The sequence below is a fragment of the Streptomyces sp. NPDC053079 genome, assembly GCF_044546695.1.
Classification (GTDB): Bacteria; Actinomycetota; Actinomycetes; order Streptomycetales; family Streptomycetaceae; genus Streptomyces.
Window position 1 is genome coordinate 808,407 of sequence record NZ_JBITZJ010000001.1, and the last position, 17,182, is coordinate 825,588.

Sequence of the window (17,182 nt, forward strand, 5' to 3'; positions counted from 1 at the left end):
CCATGAGCGACGCACCCGCCAACCCCTTCGACGGCGACGGGGAGTTCTTCGTCCTCGTCAACGGCGAAGGGCAGCACAGCCTCTGGCCGGGCTTCGCCGCCGTGCCGCAGGGCTGGACCGCTGCCCACGGGCCGTGCGCCCGGCAGGACGCCCTGGACTGGATCACCGGGAACTGGACCGACCTGACCCCGGCCGCCGCGCTGTGAGAGCCATACCCGCCCGTATCGCCGTCGTGATCGTCTACACGGTGGCGATGTGCATGAACGGGCTCGACTCCACCATCGTCAACCCGGCGCTGCTCACCATCGCCCGTGACTTCGGCGAACCGGTGTCGGCCGCCAACACCGTCGAGGTGGCCTTCCTCGTGGCGCTCGCCGTCGCCCTGCCCGTCGCGGGCTGGCTCGGCGACCGCTTCGGCACGAAGAAGGTGTTCCTCGGCGCGCTCGCCGTCTTCACGGCGGCATCGGCGGCCTGCGGGCTGGCCCAGAACCTTCCGACGCTGGTCCTCGCCCGCGTCGTGCAGGGCGTCGCGGGCGGCCTCCTCACGCCGGTGGGGATGACGCTGCTCTTCCGGGCCTTCCCGCCGCACGAGCGGATGAAGCTGTCCAAGGTGCTCATCGTGCCGACCGCGCTGATGCCGGCGCTCGGCCCGCCGCTCGGCGGCTTCCTGACCGAGCACCTGTCCTGGCACTGGCTGTTCTTCGTGAACGTGCCGCTCGGCGCGGCCGCCGTGCTGATCGGCGTGCTGGGGCTGCGGGAGCACAAGGAGGAGCCCGAGGGCTTCGACCTGCGGGGCTTCCTGCTGGCGACCCCCGCACTGGGTCTGCTCACCTACGCGCTGGGCTTCGGCCCCACGCACGGCTGGAGCGCGCCCTCCGTCCTGGTCGCCGGCCCCCTCGGGCTCGTCCTGCTGGCCGCCGGGTGCGTGCACCTGCTGCGGGCGGGGGCGCCGCTGCTCCAGCTGCGGCTGCTGGCCGACAAGGTGTTCGCGTCCGCCACCGTGCTCGCGCTGGTCACCTCGGCGGGCCTGATGGGCGTCCTGTTCGCCTTCCCGCTGCTCTACCAGGCGGCGCTCGGCGCCTCGGCCCTGGACGCGGGCCTGAGCGTCTTCCCGGAGGCGCTCGGACTGATGCTGGCCTCCCAGGTGGCCGACCGGCTGATGCCCAGGCTCGGGCCCCGGTGGCTCGCCGTGCCCGCCCTGGTGCTGGCGACGGCCGTCTTCGGCGCGCTGGCCGTGCCGGGCGTGGCCGAGAACGCCTGGGCGGTGCGGGCGCTGATGTTCTGCGTGGGCCTGGTGCTGGGCACGGCCGTGCTCACGGTGCAGATCGCCGGCTTCTCGGACGTCCCACCGCCGGCCATGGGCCAGGCCATGGGCCTGTTCACCATCGTGCGCACCCTGGGCGGCGCGCTCGGCATCGCGGTCACCGCCGCGGTGATCTCCGCCTGGGGCGGCTCCGGCACGCACGACGCGGACCCGGGCCCGTACCGGGCCGCCATCGCGGTCACCGCGGGCCTCGTCGCCCTCGGCACGCTGTGCGCGCTGCGGATGCCCAAGGAGGCCCCCGCGCCACCGCCCTTCGACGACGAGCCGCAGGGCGAGGAGTTGCCGTCCGCGGCCTGACGGCTTGTACGACAGAGGTCCCGGACCGGCGCTGTGCCGGTCCGGGACCTCTGTCGTCGCAGTGCTACCGCTGCGCCAGCAGCCCTACGAGCCCGTCGGCGAGCCCGCCGCGCCAGCAGGCGTAGTCGTGGCCGCCGTTGAACTCCTGGTACGTCACGTCATAGCCGCGGGCTTCCAGCACGTTGCGCAGGTGCCGGTTCTGCGGGAGCAGCATCCACTCCTGCAGGCCCACCTCCAGGTGGAAGCGGACCGGCAGCTTCCCGCACGTCGCGTACTGCCGGGTCAGCCACTCGCTGCCGCCGTCGAACTCGGTCCCGTCCGGCCACCAGAAGGAGCCCGACTGGGACAGGGCGTTCCCGAACCGCTCCGGCCTGCGGAAGGCGGCGAAGGCCGCCGTCAGACCGCCCGCGCTCTGCCCGGCCACGACGGTGCGCGCCGGGTCGTCCGTCGCCCCGTACGCGCGGGCGGCCCACGGCAGCAGCACGTCCGCCAGCCAGTCGACGAACTCCTCGCTGCAGCTGAGGTCGGCCATGCGCCGGTCGCGGCCCATGGTCTCGACGAACAGGGTCACCGTCGGCGGTATGCGGCCGTCGGCGTGCAGGTTGTCCAGGGTCGCGCCGAAGTCCAGCACGGGGCCCCACATCTCGCCGTCCAGCAGGACGGCGACGGCGTACGGGCCGCCGGCGGCGGTGTGCCCGGCGGGCAGGTGGACGCCCACGGATCGGCCGTCGACCACACAGTCGACCCACTCCCCGCGCGGCACGGACTCCCGGCGGGAGACCCACTGCTGAGCGGGCGCGTCGGGGAGCTCCATCACGGAGGACGGGTTGCGGCCGTCACGGGCCGCGAGAGCGGGGCCCGCGGCGAGGGGGTCGGGCAGGGCGCCGTCCAGCACGCCCAGCCAGGACCGGCGGTCGGTGCGCAGGGCCTCCTCGCGGGAGCCGCGGTGCACGGAGAACTGGTACGAGGCCCGGTGATCGGCCCGCAGCCGGTGGCTGATGGCCCACACGTCGGTGCCGGGCACCTTGGCCATCAGGTGCGGGGCGAGGTCACGGGCGTGCCGGTCCTTGTCGGTGACCGTGTGCACGAGGGCGAGGACGTCGGTGGCGGGGGCGGCGGGGTCGTCGCGCCAGAGGAAGGTGACGAGGCGGTACGCCGGGTCGGCGTCGGGGCCGGGGTCGGGCTCGACGAGGGGGGTGCCGGTGCGCTGGGCGTGCGCCCAGAAGTCGTCGACGGCGCCGGCTTTTTCGGCCTGGACGGCCTCGGCGAGTGTGCGGAGCGTCGGGCTGTGCAGCTCCATGGCTGCTTCCTTTCGGTGGCAGGTGTCCGGGGTGGAGGAGGGAGCCCCGGCCCCGCCCTTTCACCGTTTCTTGTCCTCAATCGCCGGACGGGCTCAAATTGAGCCCGTCCGGCGATTGAGGACCGGGGTCCGGGGCGGAGCCCCGGTTCGGGAAGGGGCGGGGTGGGGAAGGACCGCCGGAGGCGTTACACCCGGGCCGACGCCGACCGGCCCAGCAACACCCACAGCAGGAACGGTCCGCCAAGAACGGTCGTCACAATGCCCACCGGCACCTCGACCCCGTCGAAGACGACCCGCCCCACCGTGTCCGCAACCACGATCAGCACCGCCCCCGTCAGCATCGACCCCACTACCGGCACCCGCAGCGGCCCGGCCAGCCGCCCCGCGATGACCGGCGAGGCGAGGGCCACGAAGCCCACCGGGCCGCAGATACCGACCGCGAGGCCCGCGAGCCCCACCGCCAGCAGCAGGCACACCAGCCGCACCCGGCCCGGGGCGACGCCCAGGGAGGACGCCGTGGAGTCGTCGAAGCGCAGCACGTTGAGCCGGCGCGCGACGACGAGTGCGAGCGGTACGAGCACCGCCAGGCCGATGAGGACGGGGACGGCGACGGAGTAGCCGCGCCCGTTGAGGCTGCCGGAGGTCCACACGTACAGGGAGCTCGCGGAGTTGAGGGAGCGGCGGGAGAGGACGACCTGGGTGACGGCCGAGGCGAGCGCCGACATGGCCAGGCCGACGACGAGGACGCGGTAGCCGCGCTGCCCCAGGCCGCCGGAGACGGTGGTGACGACGAGGACGGCCGCGAGGGCGCCCAGCGGGCCCGCCCACCAGGCGCCGAAGGTGCCGGTGAGGGTCGTGGAGAGCAGGACGGCCGCGGTGGCGCCGTCGTTGACGCCCAGCAGCTCCGGCGTGGCGAGGCGGTTGCGGGCGAGGGTCTGGGTGAGGCAGCCCGCGAGGCCGAGGGCGGCGCCGGCGGTGAGGCCGGCGACGATCCGCCCGAGCCGGAACTTCTGCACCATCAGCACGTCGAAGTGGTCGCCGGAACCGAAGACGGCGTTGAAGGTGCGGCTCAGGCTCATCTCGTTCTGGCCGGCGTACGCGGACAGCACGACGGCGGCCACCAGCAGCGCGGCCAGGGCGAGCGCGGCGAGCGCGGCCCGGCGCGGCAGCAGCAGCGACAGCGCGCCGCGCCGTACGACCAGGCTCTCGGAACGTTCCTTCGTCCCCTGGGCGGGACGGGGGATGCGGGGGAGGAGCCGCCGGGGCGGCCGGCCGGCCTCCTGCGTGGCGGGGTCGGTCATGCCCATCGCGCCCATGCGCCGGGAGCGGACGATGCCGATGAGGACGGGGGCGCCGATGAGGGCGATGATGACGGAGACCGGTGCCTCGAAGGGCCGGGAGACGACCCGGGCCAGCACGTCGGCGCCGGTCAGCACGCCCGCGCCGATGAGCCCGGCCAGGGCGATCTGCGCGGTGAGCCGGGGGCCGGTGACGGCCCGGGCCAGGAAGCCGGCGAGCAGGCCCAGGAAGGAGATGGGGCCGACCAGGGCGACGGAGGACGCGGTGAGCAGGGTGACCGCCACGGCGACGACCACCCGGATGGTGGAGGGCCGGTGGCCCAGACCGCGGGCCAGGTCGTCGCCGAGCGCCAGCGCGGACAGCGGGCGGGCGATGAGCAGGGCCACGACGAAGCCCACGGCGAGCACGGGCAGCAGCCCGGTCAGCTTGTCGTAGCCCTCGACCCCAGCGAGCGAGCCCAGGACCCAGAAGCGGAACCGGTCGTAGGTCTCGGCGGAGTTGACGATGATGACGCTGGTGACGCCGCCGAAGGTGGCGCCCAGCGCGGAGCCGGCAAGGACCAGCCGCATCGGTGAACCGCCGCCGCGCCGCCCCGCGATGAGCAGGACGAGCCCGCTGGCGACGATGGCGCCCCCGAAGGCCCACAGCAGGTGGCCCATGCCGCTCTGCACCCCGAGGAAGGCGATGCCGACGACGACGCCGAGCGAGGCGCCCGCGTTGACGCCCAGCAGGCCCGTCTCGGCGAGTGGGTTGCGGGTGACGGCCTGGAGCAGGCTGCCGGACGTGCCGAGCGCCGCGCCGACGAGCAGGGCGGTGAGGGTGCGGGGGAGCCGCAGGTCCCCGACGACCAGGGACAGACGGGAGTTGTCGCGTGCGCCGTCGCGGCCGAGGAGGTAGTCCAGTACGTCGCCCGGCCCGACTTCTCCCGCGCCGACGGACAGGGAGAGGGCGGCGAGCACGAGGACGGCCAGCAGCAGGGAGGCGGAGGCGACCACAAGGGTCCGGCGGCCGTGCGACGGTCTGGAAAGTGCCTGGTCGTCGACGGCTTCCGCCTCGGTGTCCACGTGCGACAAAGTCATAAGGTAAGGCTAGCCTAATGATATATGAGGCCCGGAGGGCCTCACGGGCATCGGCATGCGAATGCGGACGCACCGCAATAAAGTGGGCGTCGTTCCGCAGTCGTCCCCGAGGAGAGGCGCATGCCCACCCGAACGCTGAAGGACAAGGTCGTCGTCATCGGGGGCGCGTCGAGGAACCTCGGCAGCCTCATCGCGCGGGAAGTCGCCGCCGACGGCGCCAAGGTCGTCGTCCACTACAACAGCCCCTCCTCCAAGGAAGGGGCGCAGCAGACCGCCGACGCGGTCAGGGCGGCGGGCGGCGAGGCGGTGGTCCACGAGGCCGACCTGACGCAGGTCTCCGAGGTCGAGGGGCTCTTCGAGGTCGCGGTCGGGGCGTTCGACAAGGTCGACTGCATGGTGAACACGGCCGGCATGGTCATCAAGAAGCCGATGACACAGGTCACCGAGGCCGAATACGACAAGATGTTCGCCGTCAACTCCAAGGCGGCCTACTTCATGATGCAGGAGGCGGCCCGGCGGCTGGAGGACGGCGGGAAGATCGTCACCATCGTCACCTCGCTGCTGGCCGCCTACACCGGCCTGTACTCCGTCTACGCGGGCAGCAAGGCACCCGTCGAGCACTTCACCCGGGCCCTGTCCAAGGAGCTGTTCGGCCGCAGCATCTCGGTCAACAACATCGCCCCCGGACCGATGGACACCGGCTTCTTCTACCCCGCCGAGACCGACGACTCGATCGCCTACCACAAGTCCTCGGCGATGAACGGCGAGCTCACCAGGATCGAGGACATCGTGCCCTACGTGAAGTTCCTGCTCACCGACGGCTGGTGGCTCAACGGGCAGACCCTCTTCATCAACGGCGGCTACACCACCCGCTGACCGGCGGGCCCGGCCTCCTCGAAGGCGAACAGGCGCACCACCGGCGGGATGAGGCAGCGCGGGTCCCCGGGCGGCCCGTCCAGGACCTCCACGAGCTGGCCGTCCATCAGGTCACCGATGATCCGGTGCGCGCGGGCCACGCTGCACCCCAGCCTCGCCGCGGCGCTGTGCGGGCTGAAGTCCGGCGTCCGGTCCGCCGCCAGCGTCCGCAGCGCGGAGCGTGTCCGCGCGTCCAGCGCGCCGAACGCCGCCGCCATCACGGACCGCACCGTCAGATCGCCCGAGCTCAGCTCCCGCAGCCGGGTCCGCGGATCGTGCAGCACCTCGTCGGCGAGCGTGCGCATCGTCCAGTGCGGCCGGGCCAGCAGCCGGCAGCCGACCGCCCTCAGGGCGAGCGGCAGATGGCCGCACCACTCCGCCACCAGCGCGGCGTCGGAACGCTCCGCACGGACGCGGTCCTCCCCGAGCATCCTCGCCAGGAACGCGAGCGACTCCTCGGGGCTGAAGGGAGGCGCCTCGACGCACTCGGCGCCCGCCAGCGCCGTGAGCCGGCGGCGGCACGTCGCGATGACGGCCGACTCGCCGACCGCCGGGCGGGCGCAGCGGATCTGCCCCTCCGAGACGGCGTCGTCGAGCACGATGAGCACCCGTCTGCGCGCCAGCACGGCCCGCAGCCTGGCGCTGGCCTCCTCCAACGGCGCCGCCGCGCCGTCCGCGGCCCCGAGCGACCGCAGGATCCGGCGCACCACCTCGTGGGGCCCGTGCGCGGGCCGGCCGGCCGGGGCCAGGTCGACGTAGATCTGGCCGTCGGGGAAGCGGGAGCGCGACAGGTGGGCGGCGTGCACGGCCAGAGCGGTCTTGCCCGCGCCGGGAAGGCCGACGACCAGCGTCAGCCGCTGCCCGGACGGCGGTGCGCCGGCGGGCCGGCGCCCCCCGGGGGACAGTGCGCTGCCCAGCCGCCGCAAGGCCTGCTCACGGGCGGTGAAGTCGGGAATGTCCGGCGGCAGTTCACAGGCGGGGGCGAAGCCGTCGAACGGCAGCGGATCGCGCTCCGGCGTGAGCCGGGCGGCCCTGGCCGCTTCGACGAGCCCCCGGGCGCCCTCCCCGCCCCGGCCGAGCGCCCCGGCCAGCAACTCCACGGACTTGCGCTGCGGACGACCGGTCCGGCCGCGCTCCATGTCGCTGATGGCGCGCACGCTCAGCCCCGACGCGCCCGCGAGCTCCGCCTGGGTCATGCCGGCCGCGAGCCGGCAGCGGCGCAGCAGCGGGCCGAACGAAAGCCCCTGGCCCCCGTCAACCACCTTCGATTCCCCCTCGGCCGTATACGGCTGACCCCAGGTTAGAAGCGTGGCTCCCCCAGTCAAGATGCCCCCGACCGCGCCCCTTGTCGTGCTTCACGGTGGTTGCGCACGCTCAGTGAAATCCGCCCCGAAAAGCGAGCGGCAGCCGGCCGGTGGTTCTCCGGAGGTTCCGGGCCACCGACCGGAAGCCGGCCGGCGATCGGGACGCGGGCAGCGGGGAACGCGTTGCGCGCCGCCGCCCGCCGGCCCGAGGATTCCGCGGAAGCGGCCACGGGCCCGCCGTGCCGTCCACGTACCGGGAAGGTGGCCGATGGCTCCCCAGCTCGAAGCGATCGCCCGGAGCCGGAACCCCCATGCCCCGGCCCTGCGTTGAGCCGGGGCCGCAGTACGCCAAGGGCCACTGCTGCGGCGACGGATTCCTCCTCCTGCTCGACCCCGACGACCGGATCCGCCTCTCCGACGACGCCGTGCGCGCCCTGTGCGATCCGCGCACCGGGCTGGGCGGCGACGCGCTGCTGCGCCTGGTCCGGACCCCGCGCGGCCGTCCGCCCGGCAGGCCGCGCGGCGACTGGTTCGCCGACGTGCGCAACCCCGACGGCTCCCACGCCCTGACGTGCGGCCCCGGCCTCGGCCTCGTCGCCCGTTACCTCACCGGGGCCGGCCTGGCCCCACCGGGGGAGATCCGGCTCGGTACGCGCGGTGGCGACGCGCGCGCCACGGTCGGCGCCGGCGGCCGGACGACGGTGGAACTGCCGCCCTCGCGCATCCTCGGCCCGTCGGAGGTGACGCTGGACGGGTACGCCTTCACCGGGACGGCCGTGGCGCTGGACAGCCTGCACCTGGTCTGCCCCACCGAACTGCCCGTGTCCGGCCTGGACCTGACCCGCGAGCCCCGGCTCGACCTGGCCGACTTCCCGGACACCTCCGGCGCCATGGTCCCGGACGTGGCCCTGTCGTTCGTCAACGTCCTGCCCACCGGCAGGCTCCGCGTCCGCGTCCACCGCCCGCGTGTGGGGGAGTTGCCCTCCCGCGGCAGCGCCGTGTGCGCGGCGGCCGCGGTGATTCAGCACACCACCGGCCGTGGGGGCCCCTCGGTCGTGGAGAGCGCCTCGGGGCCGCTGTCGGTCACTCTCGGCGGGAACGAGCCGACGCTCCTGACGGGTCCGGCCGGCATCACCTCCGAGGGCGTCCTGGACGCCCGTTGGCTGGCCTCGCTGTGAGCGGGGGCGCTCCCGGAGACGAGGGCGAACGCCGTATGGACAACGGCGGGCGCGGTGCCCAAGGTCGTAGCGGACCCACCACCGCGACCGAGGGGAAGTCATGCGCCCGCTTCGAGCGACCGGCAGACCGTGGATCGTCCCCGTACTCCTCCTGCTCGTGACCGCCGTCATGGCGCTGCCCGCCCTGCCCCACCGCGCCGGCGGCGGCGCGGAACCCGCCGCCGCGGCGGCCCGCGACAGCGGCGGGGGCGCATCCCGGCCCCAGGCCCGGGACGTCGTCCTGGCCGTGCACGGCGGCGCGGGGACGGCGCTGCGGCGGGAGGACACCGACGCCCGGACGGAGAAGGCCTACCGCGACGGGCTCGCCGCCGCGCTGCGCGCGGGAGCGAAGGTGTTGCGCGACGGCGGCGACAGCGTGGCCGCCGTCGAGGCGGCCGTGCGCGTCCTGGAGGACGACCCGCTGTTCAACGCGGGCAAGGGCGCGGTGTTCACCGAGGACGCCGGCCATGAACTCGACGCCTCGGTCATGCGCGGCTCGGACCAGGCGGCCGGCGCCGTCGCCGGAGTGCGCCACGTACGCAACCCCGTCTCCGCCGCCCGCCTGGTGATGGAGAAGACCCGGCACGTGATGCTCGCCGGCGAGGCGGCCGACGCCTTCGCCGCGCGCAACGGGCTCACTCCCGTGACGCAGGACTACTTCTGGACCCAGCGGCGGTGGGACGAACTGATGAAGGCCAAGGGGACGCGCCCCGCGGCACCCACCCCCGGCGCGAGCACCACCGGCACGGTCGGCGCGGTCGCCCTCGACACCCGCCGCGGTCTCGCCGCCGCCACCTCCACCGGCGGCATGACCAACAAGATGGCGGGCCGCGTCGGCGACTCGCCGGTGGTGGGCGCCGGCACCTACGCCAAGAACGGCAACGTCGCCGCGAGCGCCACGGGCCAGGGCGAGGTCTTCATCCGGGGCGCGGCGACCGCGACGCTCTCCCACCTGATGGAGTTCGGCGGAATGGACGTGGCCGAGGCGGCCCACGAGGTCGTGATCCGGCGGCTGCCGAAGCTGGGCGGCACGGGAGGCGTGATCGCGCTGGACTCCCGTGGCACGTACGCCGCCCCGCACAGCAGCGAAGGGATGCTGCACGGCTATGCGACGGCCGACGGCCGGATCGTCACGCGCGTGTTCCCGGACGAGGACGACAGCGGACGGTGAACGGGCGTCACGGGCACCGCCGGACCTGATACGGACAATGTGGCGCCGGTCACGGGCCGGGGCCGTCATCCGGCTCGCCACCAGGGCGAATGCACGGGCCGCAAAGCTGCGTTGACGACGTTGCACTGGAGTCGTGCCGTGGGTGCGCCGAGGATCGCGGTCATGAACTCCACCGAGAAGAACCCCACCGGAACGCACCCCACCAAGGCCGCCGCGGCGCGCGACGTGCTGGCGGTCGTCAGCCAGAGCGGCCCGAGCGTCACCTTCTTCGACGCCGTCACCTACGAGCGGCTCGACGTCCTCGAAGTCCCCGCCCAGCCCCACGAGTTGCTCTTCGATGCGGACCGCCGCCTGCTGTACTGCGTCAGCACCTACGTCTGCGGCTACTACAACGCGCACCAGGGCCGGGCCCGTAGCGTCACCGTCATCGACCCCGACACCCGCACGATCGTGGACACCCTCGACACCGCACCCGATCACGCACCCCATGGAATCGCCCTGGACCGCGCCCGCGCCCGCCTGTACGTCAGCGTCGAGGCCACCGACACCGCGCCCGGCGGGGTGATCGTCTACGACGCGCGGACCCGCCGGCGCATCGGCAGGATCCCGGTCATGGCCGACGGACCGCACTGGTTCGCGATCACCCCGGACGGGCGCCGTGGCTACTCCACCAACAAGGAGGCGCCCTTCGTCTCCGTCGTGGACCTCGAGAGCCAGGAGTTCACCGGCCGGATCGAGGTGCCCGGCAGCGAGGGCCTGGACGTCTCGCCCGACGGCCGGTACCTCTACGTCGCCGCGCCCAAGGGCGACTTCCACACCCCGCCCGCCGCACAGCCGGGCGTACGCGTGATCGACATAGCCAAGGGCGAGGTCATCCGCACCCTGCCCACCGAGGGAGTGGTCTTCCCCGTGCACACCACGGTCACCGGGGCCGTGCTCGCCGGGGAGCTGCGGGTGGCCGCGGAGCCCGGCAGCGTACTCGGCAAGCAGACCGACGGCGTGCTGCACGTCTTCGCGCCGGGGACACACCGGCCGGTGGGCCAGGTGGAGGTCGGCCGGTTCCCGCTGACGATCACCTCTTCGCCGGACGGCTCAGTGGGTTACGTGTCGAACGTCATGTCCAGCACGGTGACCGTGGTCGATCTGGAGCGCATGGAGGTGATCACCACCCTCACCGTCGACCGGGCGGGCGAAGCGGGGGCCCACGGGCTGGCTTACGTGCCCGCGGCCCAGGACTGAGGCGCCGCAGGGGCTTTCGGGCGGCCCGGCGCGCCACCCGGGCGGGCGAACCGCGGCGCTGCCCGCGGTTGCGGGAGCCGTCACATGCCCTGAGGGTGGGTGTCAAGATCATCGAACCGGCGTCGTCGCCGGGGTGAGGTGACGGGCCGCGTGCTGCTGGCGGTCCGTCACCCGTGAGGAGTCGTGCATGTCCGGATACCGTGACGTCTTCCGGCGTGGCCGCGGGCGCCACCGGCGCCGTCGGCGGGCTCCGCTGAAGTCGGCCCTGACCGTCTCCGTGCTGGTGGCCTGCTCGGCGTTCATGGCGCACGCGGTGGACGACGACCCCATGGAGTGCGGCCCCCTGGGCGGCGCCGGGAACAATCCGGCCTGCCCGGGCCAGGCCGTCGGCAAGCGCGTCGACGGCCCGGCCGGCAAGGCGGGCGGCGGGGGCACCGACGCGGTGCCGCAGGAGGGTGACGGCGCGGGCGCCGTCACCCGGCCCCGGACCCCGCAGGCGGACGGGGTCTGGGACCGCGAGCGGTGCGGCAATACGTCCGGACGGGTGCTGCTGACGCTGGACGACTGGCCGTACAACGACCCGCAGCGGTCGGTGCGCATCGGCGCCCAGTTGCAGGCCCAGGGGGTGCGGGCGGCCTTCTTCCTCATCGGCAAGTTCGCCGCCCAGTACCCGCAGATCACCGCGACCCTGCGCCAGCAGGGCCACTGGGTGGCCAACCACTCCTTCTCCCACCGCAAGCTGCCCAGCCTGGACGACGACGTCCTGCTGGACGAGATCCGCCAGGGAGTGCCCGGCAACCTGCTCCGCCCGCCCTACGGCGCCGCCGACGAGCGGGAGCGCGACGTCGCGGCCGACCTCGGCTTCCGGATCTGCAACTGGACCATCGACACCCACGACTGGGAGAAGGTCGACGGCAGGCCCCGCAGCGTGGAGGAGATCCGGGCGAGCGTCCGCGACGCCACGCCGGAGGAGAAGAACAACGGCGTCGTCCTCGGACACCTGTTCAGCAACTTCCCCGACGCCCTGCCGGGCATCATCAGCGACCTGCAGAGCCAGGGCTACGGCGTCTGCCGCAACAACGGACCGGTCACCGACCAGGTCCCCTTCCCCCTCGACTGCTGACCACCGGTCAGCGGTAGCGCAGGTACCTGCGGCGCACCGCCCGGAACGCCGTGAGCTCCTCCTGCCAGGCGCCGGTCACGTCGTCCGTGCCGGCCCCCGCGTCGATCATGGTGCGCAGCCGGGACGATCCGGACAGCTTGTCGATGAAGCGGTCCGGGCGCCAGGCGAAGCCACGCCACGTCCGCTTGGCGGTGACGAGCAGCGCCACCGCCGTGCGGACCGGGTCGTAGGCGGCCCGGTCGTGGACGTGGATGTGCAGACCACCCACCGTCCTGCCCTGGAACGCGCCGAAGGTCGGCACGTAATAGGCCTCCCGGAAGCGGACCCCCGGCAGCCCGGCGGCGTTGGCCGCCTCCGCCCAGCGGCCGTCGAGGCCCTCGGCGCCGAGCATCTCGAAGGGCCGGACCGTGCCGCGCCCCTCGGACATGGTGGTGCCCTCGAACAGGCCCGTGCCGGCGTAGACCAGAGCGGTGTCGGGGGTGGCCATGTTGGGGCTGGGCGGCACCCAAGGCAGCCCCGTGGCGTCGAAGAAGTCGGCGCGCCGCCAGCCCGACATCTCCACCACCTCCAGTTCCACCGGTCGGCCGGCCGCCGCCCGCAGGAACTCGCCGTTGTAGAGCAGTGCCAGTTCACCGACGGTCATGCCGTGCGCCTGGGCGATCGGCGCCCGCCCGATGAAAGTGGCGTAGCGCGGGTCGAGCACGGGCCCGTACGCCTCACGGCCCGAGACGGGGTTGGGCCGGTCGAGCACGACGAAGCGCTTGCCGGCCAGGGCGGCCGCCACCATGCAGTCGTAGAGCGTCCAGATGCAGGTGTAGAAGCGGGCGCCCGCGTCCTGGCTGTCGTAGACGAGCGTGTCGACGCCGGCCTTGGTGAAGACGTCCGCGAGCCGCTGCCCGCTCTTGCGGTAGGTGTCCAGGACGGGCAGCTTCGTCGCGGGATCGGTGTAGTCGCCCTCCGAGAGCCCCGCCTGCGGGGTGCCCCGGTAGCCGTGCTCGGCGCCGAAGACGGCGCTCAGCCGTACGCGGCGGTCGGCGTGCATGACGTCGACGACGCCCCGCGCGTCGGACGTGATGCCGCTCTGGTTGGTGATGATCCCCACGCGCTGTCCGGTCAGCAGCCGGTAGCCGTCCGCGGCGAGCCGTTCGAAGCCGGTGCGCATCCGTGGGGCGGAGCCGGCCCGGGCCGCGGGGCCGGGGGGCCCGGTGACGGCGGTCCGCTGCGCCCCGGTCGCTGCCGCCGGAGCGGCCGGCCACATCGCTCCGGTGGCTCCGGTGGTCAGCAGGGTGCGTCGCGAAACCGTCATACTTCCGCAAATTAGCTCATCGACGGCCCGTGGCCGTGTATCTCACCGGCAAGGCGTGCACGCCGCGCAGCATGAGGCTCGGCCGCCAGGTGAGGTCGTCGGGATCGCAGTCGAACGCCAGATCGGGGCAGCGTCGCAGGAGGGTCTCCAGGGCGATGGACGCCTCCATCCGGGCGAGGGAGGCGCCGAGGCAGTGGTGGATGCCGTGGCCGAAGGCGAGGTGGCCGCGCGCTTCGCGGTGGATGTCGAACCGGCCGGGCTCGGCGAAGCGCCGCGGGTCGTGGGCCGCGGCCGCGAGGACCACGATCACGGCCTCTCCGGCGGGCACGGTGGTGCCGCCGATCTCGACGGGCTCGGTGGTGTAGCGGTAGGCGGCCCGCTCCACCGGGCAGTCGTGGCGCAGGATCTCCTCGACCGCGCCGGCCATCAGCGAGGCGTCGGCCCGCAGCGCGGCGAGCTGGCCGGGGTGGCGCAGCAGGGAGTGGACGCCGCTGGAGATGAGGTTGACGGTGGTCTCGTGGCCGGCGACGAGCAGGACGAACGCCATGCCCGACAGCTCGGCGGGGGACAGCCGGTCGCCGTTGTCGGCGGTGCGGGTCAGGGCGCTGAGGAGGTCCTCCCGCGGGTGGCGGCGCTTGGTCTCGATGAGGTCGGCGAGGTAGCCGGTCATCGCCCGCATGGCGGCCATCGCCGTTTCCGGGGTCGTGGGCAGGATCATCTCGTTCGACCACGCGCGGAAGGCGGCCCGGTCGGCGTCCGGGACCCCCAGCAGCTCACAGATGACGGTCAGGGGCAGGGGGAGGGCGAAGGCCTCGACGAGGTCGGCGCGGCCGAGGGGCAGCATGTCGTCGAGCAGCCGGTCGGCGATGTGCTGGATCCGGGGACGCAGGGCCTCGATGCGCTGGGCGGTGAACTCCTTGGCGACCAGCCTGCGCAGACGGGTGTGGTCCGGGGGATCGGTCTGCAGCATGTTCACGCCGATGCTGTAGCCGCCGTCGCCGTCCCAGCCGGGCGAGTTGCGGATGTCGTGGCTCATCCGGGGGTCGGTCAGCACGGCCCGCGCCTCCTCGTGCCCGACGACGAGCCAGGCCTCGCGGGCGTCGGGGGTGAGGATCCGGTGGACGGGGCCCTGCTCGCGCAGACGGTCGTAGAGGGGGTGCGGGTCGGTGTCGAAGTCCGTTCCGGGGGGCGTCAGTTCCTCGAGCGTGGGTGCGGACACGGGCGTTCCCTTCTCCGTGCGGCGAAGTGCCGGAAGATTCAAACGGGGATCACTCCCCACTTGATGTGCCGCGACCGTACCAGAGGACTGGGGAGTGCTCCCCGGTTGGGGGTGCGGTGCGGGGGAGGGGTGGGCTACGGGCGGGGCCGGCCGGACCGTTCGCCGGCACGGTCCCCGGTGCGCTCCGCGACGTCCGCGGTGTGCGGCTCGGCCCGCCCCGACTGCCCGTCCGTATAGGCGGTCAGCACCGGCAGCGTGAGCACCAGCCAGCACGTGGCCAGCAGCCAGCCCCCGGCGATGTCCGTGGGCCAGTGGACGCCCAGGTAGACGCGGGTGGCGGCCACCCCGATCGCCCACAGGGCGCAGCACGCCGCGGCCAGGCGCCCCGCCAGGGGCGGCGCCACGCGCAGCAGGGCCCAGGCCAGCAGCCCGGCCACCAGGGCGCTGGTCGTGGCGTGCCCGGAGGGGAAGGCCGCCCCGGAGGAGTCCGTGACCCGGTCGGCCAGGGGCGGCCGCGGCCGGTCCACCGTGACGCGCAGGGTCATCCGCACCAGCTGTCCGAGGGCCAGCACCGCCACCGACGCCAGGACGACCCTGGCCCGGCGGCAGGCGATCCAGCCCGCCAGCGCCGCCAGGGCGTAGGCGACGACGCCCGTCCCCGTGTCGGTCAGGAGCACCGCGGCGTCCACGGCGCCGGCGGACCGCCGCTCGAGCGCCGCGTCGTGCAGCGTCGCGTCCAGGGAGAAGGGCACGCCCCGCGCGGCCACCACCAGAGCCGTCAGCACGGCCAGCGCCAGGGCCGCCGGTATGACGATCAGCCAGGCCCGCCGGGAGGGCCGGGGGCCGGTCACGCGGCGGTCAGCAGGAGCGGCCGCAGCCGGCCCTTGCGCGCCCGTTCGACCCATGGGGTGCCCCGGGTTGCGAAGACGGTCAGCGGTACGGCCAGCGCCACCCCGAGCAGCGCGCCGCCGGCCACGTCGTGCGGGTAGTGCATGCCGATCCAGACCCGGGAGGCCGCCATGGCCACGGCCGCCAGCACGGCCACCGCGCCCAGGCGCCGCTCGACGAGCCACAGCGCCGCGGCCGCCGCGAAGGCGATCACCGCGTGGTTGCTCGGGAAGGACCAGTCGCCCGGGGCCGGGCACGACTCCAGCGTGAAACTGCGCGGTATCGACCGGCAGGGCCGCTCCTCGCGCACCAGCGTCCTCAGCATCATGTCCACTCCGTAGACGACCGCCACCACCAAAGGCGTGGCCAGTGCCCTGGCCATCATCGGGGAGTCCGAGCGCCGCGCCTGCCACCAGGCGGCGAGCATCAGCGCGGCGAACAGCCCGAGGCCGAAGGCCGACCACGTGGTGACCGTATCGTTCAGCAGCCAGGGAGCGTGCTGTGCGTCCCGGGTGATCTCCGTGTAGAGACCGCCGTCGATGCCCGAGCCGTCGAAGACGGGGAGCCCGGCGACCGGGAGTCCGGGAAGCGCGGGAACGAGGACGTGGAGGTGGAGGAGGGCTATGCCGTTCATCGTCCTCCTCCGTCGGAGCCGGCGGACGCGCCCGCTTCCGCGGCGGCCCGGCGGCGGCCGCGCAGCAGCTCCAGGACGAGCGGCAGCAGCGAGAGCGCGACGACGACGCCCACGATCGGCAGCAGATAGCGGTCCACGTCCGGCACGACGGACCCCAGACCGTAGCCGGCGAGGACCAGCCCCACCGTCCACAGCAGACCGCCGGCCACCTGCCAGAGCGCGAACACGCGCGGCGCCACCCCGAGCGCACCGGCCAGCGGGTTGAGCACGGTCCGTACGACGGGAACGAAACGGGCCAGCACGATCGCGCGGGCGTGCCCGTACCGGTCGAGCAACTCCTCGGCCCGCGCGGCGCCTTCGCGCACCTTCTTGCTGCGGGTGCGGGCCAGCAGGGTCCGGCCGCCCCGCCGGCCGAGGGCGTATCCGCACTGCGCGCCGGCCAGCGCGCCGGCCACGGACGCGGTCAGCACCTGGGCGAGGTCCAGATGCGGCCCGGAGTGCGCGCCCGCCCTGCTGAGGAGGCCCGCGGTGAACAGCAGCGAGTCGCCGGGCAGGAAGAAGCCGACGAGCAGACCGGTCTCGGCGAACAGTACGACGGCGATGCCGAGCGCGCCGAAGGCCGCCAGGAGGGAAGAGGCGTCCAGGACGTTGACGGCCAGGGCGTGAGCGGATGGTACGAGCACGAGTGCGAGGCCTCCCATGATCGGGGGCGGGCGTGTGGCCGGCCCAAAGGAATTGCCGGGCAAGCTGATTATCCGGATCACGGTGGGCAGTTCATTTCGTCGCCGCCCGGAGATACAAGAATCCCCCCGCCCCGGGGCCCGTACACCCGGAGCAGGGGGATTCCATGGAACCGTGGGGGGGGCG

At 73.9% G+C, this 17,182-nt stretch carries 15 protein-coding genes; 7 read left to right on the forward strand and 8 right to left on the reverse strand.

Annotation, left to right across the window (positions count from 1 at the left end; translation table 11 throughout):
- The first annotated feature begins 2 nt into the window (after positions 1 to 2).
- Positions 3 to 206, forward strand: coding sequence for an MbtH family protein (locus ACIGXW_RS03070; RefSeq protein ID WP_071963763.1), 204 nt, complete (start codon positions 3 to 5; stop codon positions 204 to 206).
- On the forward strand, positions 203 to 1,621 hold the full coding sequence (locus ACIGXW_RS03075; RefSeq protein WP_399569193.1) for an MDR family MFS transporter: 1,419 nt from the start codon (positions 203 to 205) through the stop codon (positions 1,619 to 1,621). The genes ACIGXW_RS03070 and ACIGXW_RS03075 overlap by 4 nt, the downstream gene beginning before the upstream one ends.
- A 64-nt stretch (positions 1,622 to 1,685) precedes the next feature.
- Here the strand turns inward: ACIGXW_RS03075 and fes are convergent, their stop codons facing one another.
- Together fes and fhuB are read right to left on the reverse strand one after the other, a co-directional pair.
- The gene (gene fes / locus ACIGXW_RS03080) at positions 1,686 to 2,921 is read right to left on the reverse strand and encodes an enterochelin esterase (RefSeq protein WP_399569196.1); all 1,236 of its coding nucleotides are present in this window, start codon (positions 2,919 to 2,921) and stop codon (positions 1,686 to 1,688) included.
- Positions 2,922 to 3,106: 185 nt separating this feature from the next.
- Positions 3,107 to 5,299 carry a Fe(3+)-hydroxamate ABC transporter permease FhuB gene (gene fhuB / locus ACIGXW_RS03085; RefSeq protein ID WP_399569200.1) on the reverse strand — a complete coding sequence of 731 codons (2,193 nt, stop codon included), beginning with the start codon at positions 5,297 to 5,299 and terminating at the stop codon, positions 3,107 to 3,109.
- A 120-nt stretch (positions 5,300 to 5,419) separates the two neighbouring features.
- Here fhuB and ACIGXW_RS03090 point away from each other — a divergent pair, with 120 nt between their 5' ends.
- Entirely contained in the window at positions 5,420 to 6,175 is a 756-nt protein-coding gene (locus ACIGXW_RS03090) for an SDR family oxidoreductase (protein WP_399569203.1), read from the forward strand.
- Here ACIGXW_RS03090 and ACIGXW_RS03095 read toward each other — a convergent pair.
- Positions 6,160 to 7,476, reverse strand: a complete 1,317-nt coding sequence (locus ACIGXW_RS03095; protein ID WP_399569205.1) for an NB-ARC domain-containing protein — start codon at positions 7,474 to 7,476, stop codon at positions 6,160 to 6,162. The two genes, ACIGXW_RS03090 and ACIGXW_RS03095, sit on opposite strands and share 16 nt — an antisense overlap.
- A gap of 353 nt (positions 7,477 to 7,829) precedes the next feature.
- Between ACIGXW_RS03095 and ACIGXW_RS03100 the strand changes: the two genes are divergently transcribed.
- The 4 genes from ACIGXW_RS03100 to ACIGXW_RS03115 all read left to right on the forward strand — a co-directional run bounded on the left by ACIGXW_RS03100 (position 7,830) and on the right by ACIGXW_RS03115 (position 12,268).
- Positions 7,830 to 8,696 carry a diaminopimelate epimerase gene (locus tag ACIGXW_RS03100; protein WP_399569208.1) on the forward strand — a complete coding sequence of 289 codons (867 nt, stop codon included), beginning with the start codon at positions 7,830 to 7,832 and terminating at the stop codon, positions 8,694 to 8,696.
- Positions 8,697 to 8,796: 100 nt separating this feature from the next.
- Complete coding sequence (locus tag ACIGXW_RS03105) at positions 8,797 to 9,906, forward strand: isoaspartyl peptidase/L-asparaginase family protein (protein WP_399569210.1); 1,110 nt, start codon at positions 8,797 to 8,799, stop codon at positions 9,904 to 9,906.
- Positions 9,907 to 10,068: 162 nt separating this feature from the next.
- Entirely contained in the window at positions 10,069 to 11,145 is a 1,077-nt protein-coding gene (locus ACIGXW_RS03110; RefSeq protein ID WP_399569212.1) for a YncE family protein, read from the forward strand.
- A 187-nt stretch (positions 11,146 to 11,332) separates the two neighbouring features.
- The gene (locus tag ACIGXW_RS03115) at positions 11,333 to 12,268 is read left to right on the forward strand and encodes a polysaccharide deacetylase family protein (RefSeq protein WP_399569214.1); all 936 of its coding nucleotides are present in this window, start codon (positions 11,333 to 11,335) and stop codon (positions 12,266 to 12,268) included.
- Between the two features lie 7 nt (positions 12,269 to 12,275).
- Here ACIGXW_RS03115 and ACIGXW_RS03120 read toward each other — a convergent pair whose 3' ends face one another.
- From ACIGXW_RS03120 to ACIGXW_RS03140, 5 genes are all read right to left on the reverse strand, one after another.
- Complete coding sequence (locus tag ACIGXW_RS03120) at positions 12,276 to 13,574, reverse strand: exo-beta-N-acetylmuramidase NamZ domain-containing protein (protein WP_399569216.1); 1,299 nt, start codon at positions 13,572 to 13,574, stop codon at positions 12,276 to 12,278.
- Positions 13,575 to 13,590: 16 nt separating this feature from the next.
- A complete protein-coding gene (locus ACIGXW_RS03125; RefSeq protein WP_399569218.1) occupies positions 13,591 to 14,793 on the reverse strand; it encodes a cytochrome P450 in 1,203 nt (400 codons plus the stop codon).
- Between the two features lie 134 nt (positions 14,794 to 14,927).
- Positions 14,928 to 15,644, reverse strand: a complete 717-nt coding sequence (locus tag ACIGXW_RS03130; protein ID WP_399569220.1) for a phosphatase PAP2 family protein — start codon at positions 15,642 to 15,644, stop codon at positions 14,928 to 14,930.
- A complete protein-coding gene (locus ACIGXW_RS03135) occupies positions 15,641 to 16,315 on the reverse strand; it encodes a phosphatase PAP2 family protein (RefSeq protein WP_079273975.1) in 675 nt (224 codons plus the stop codon). The genes ACIGXW_RS03130 and ACIGXW_RS03135 overlap by 4 nt, the downstream gene beginning before the upstream one ends.
- Positions 16,312 to 17,016: a DedA family protein gene (locus ACIGXW_RS03140; RefSeq protein ID WP_399570800.1), complete on the reverse strand. Its 705-nt coding sequence runs from the start codon at positions 17,014 to 17,016 to the stop codon at positions 16,312 to 16,314. The genes ACIGXW_RS03135 and ACIGXW_RS03140 overlap by 4 nt, the downstream gene beginning before the upstream one ends.
- Positions 17,017 to 17,182: the final 166 nt, after the last annotated feature.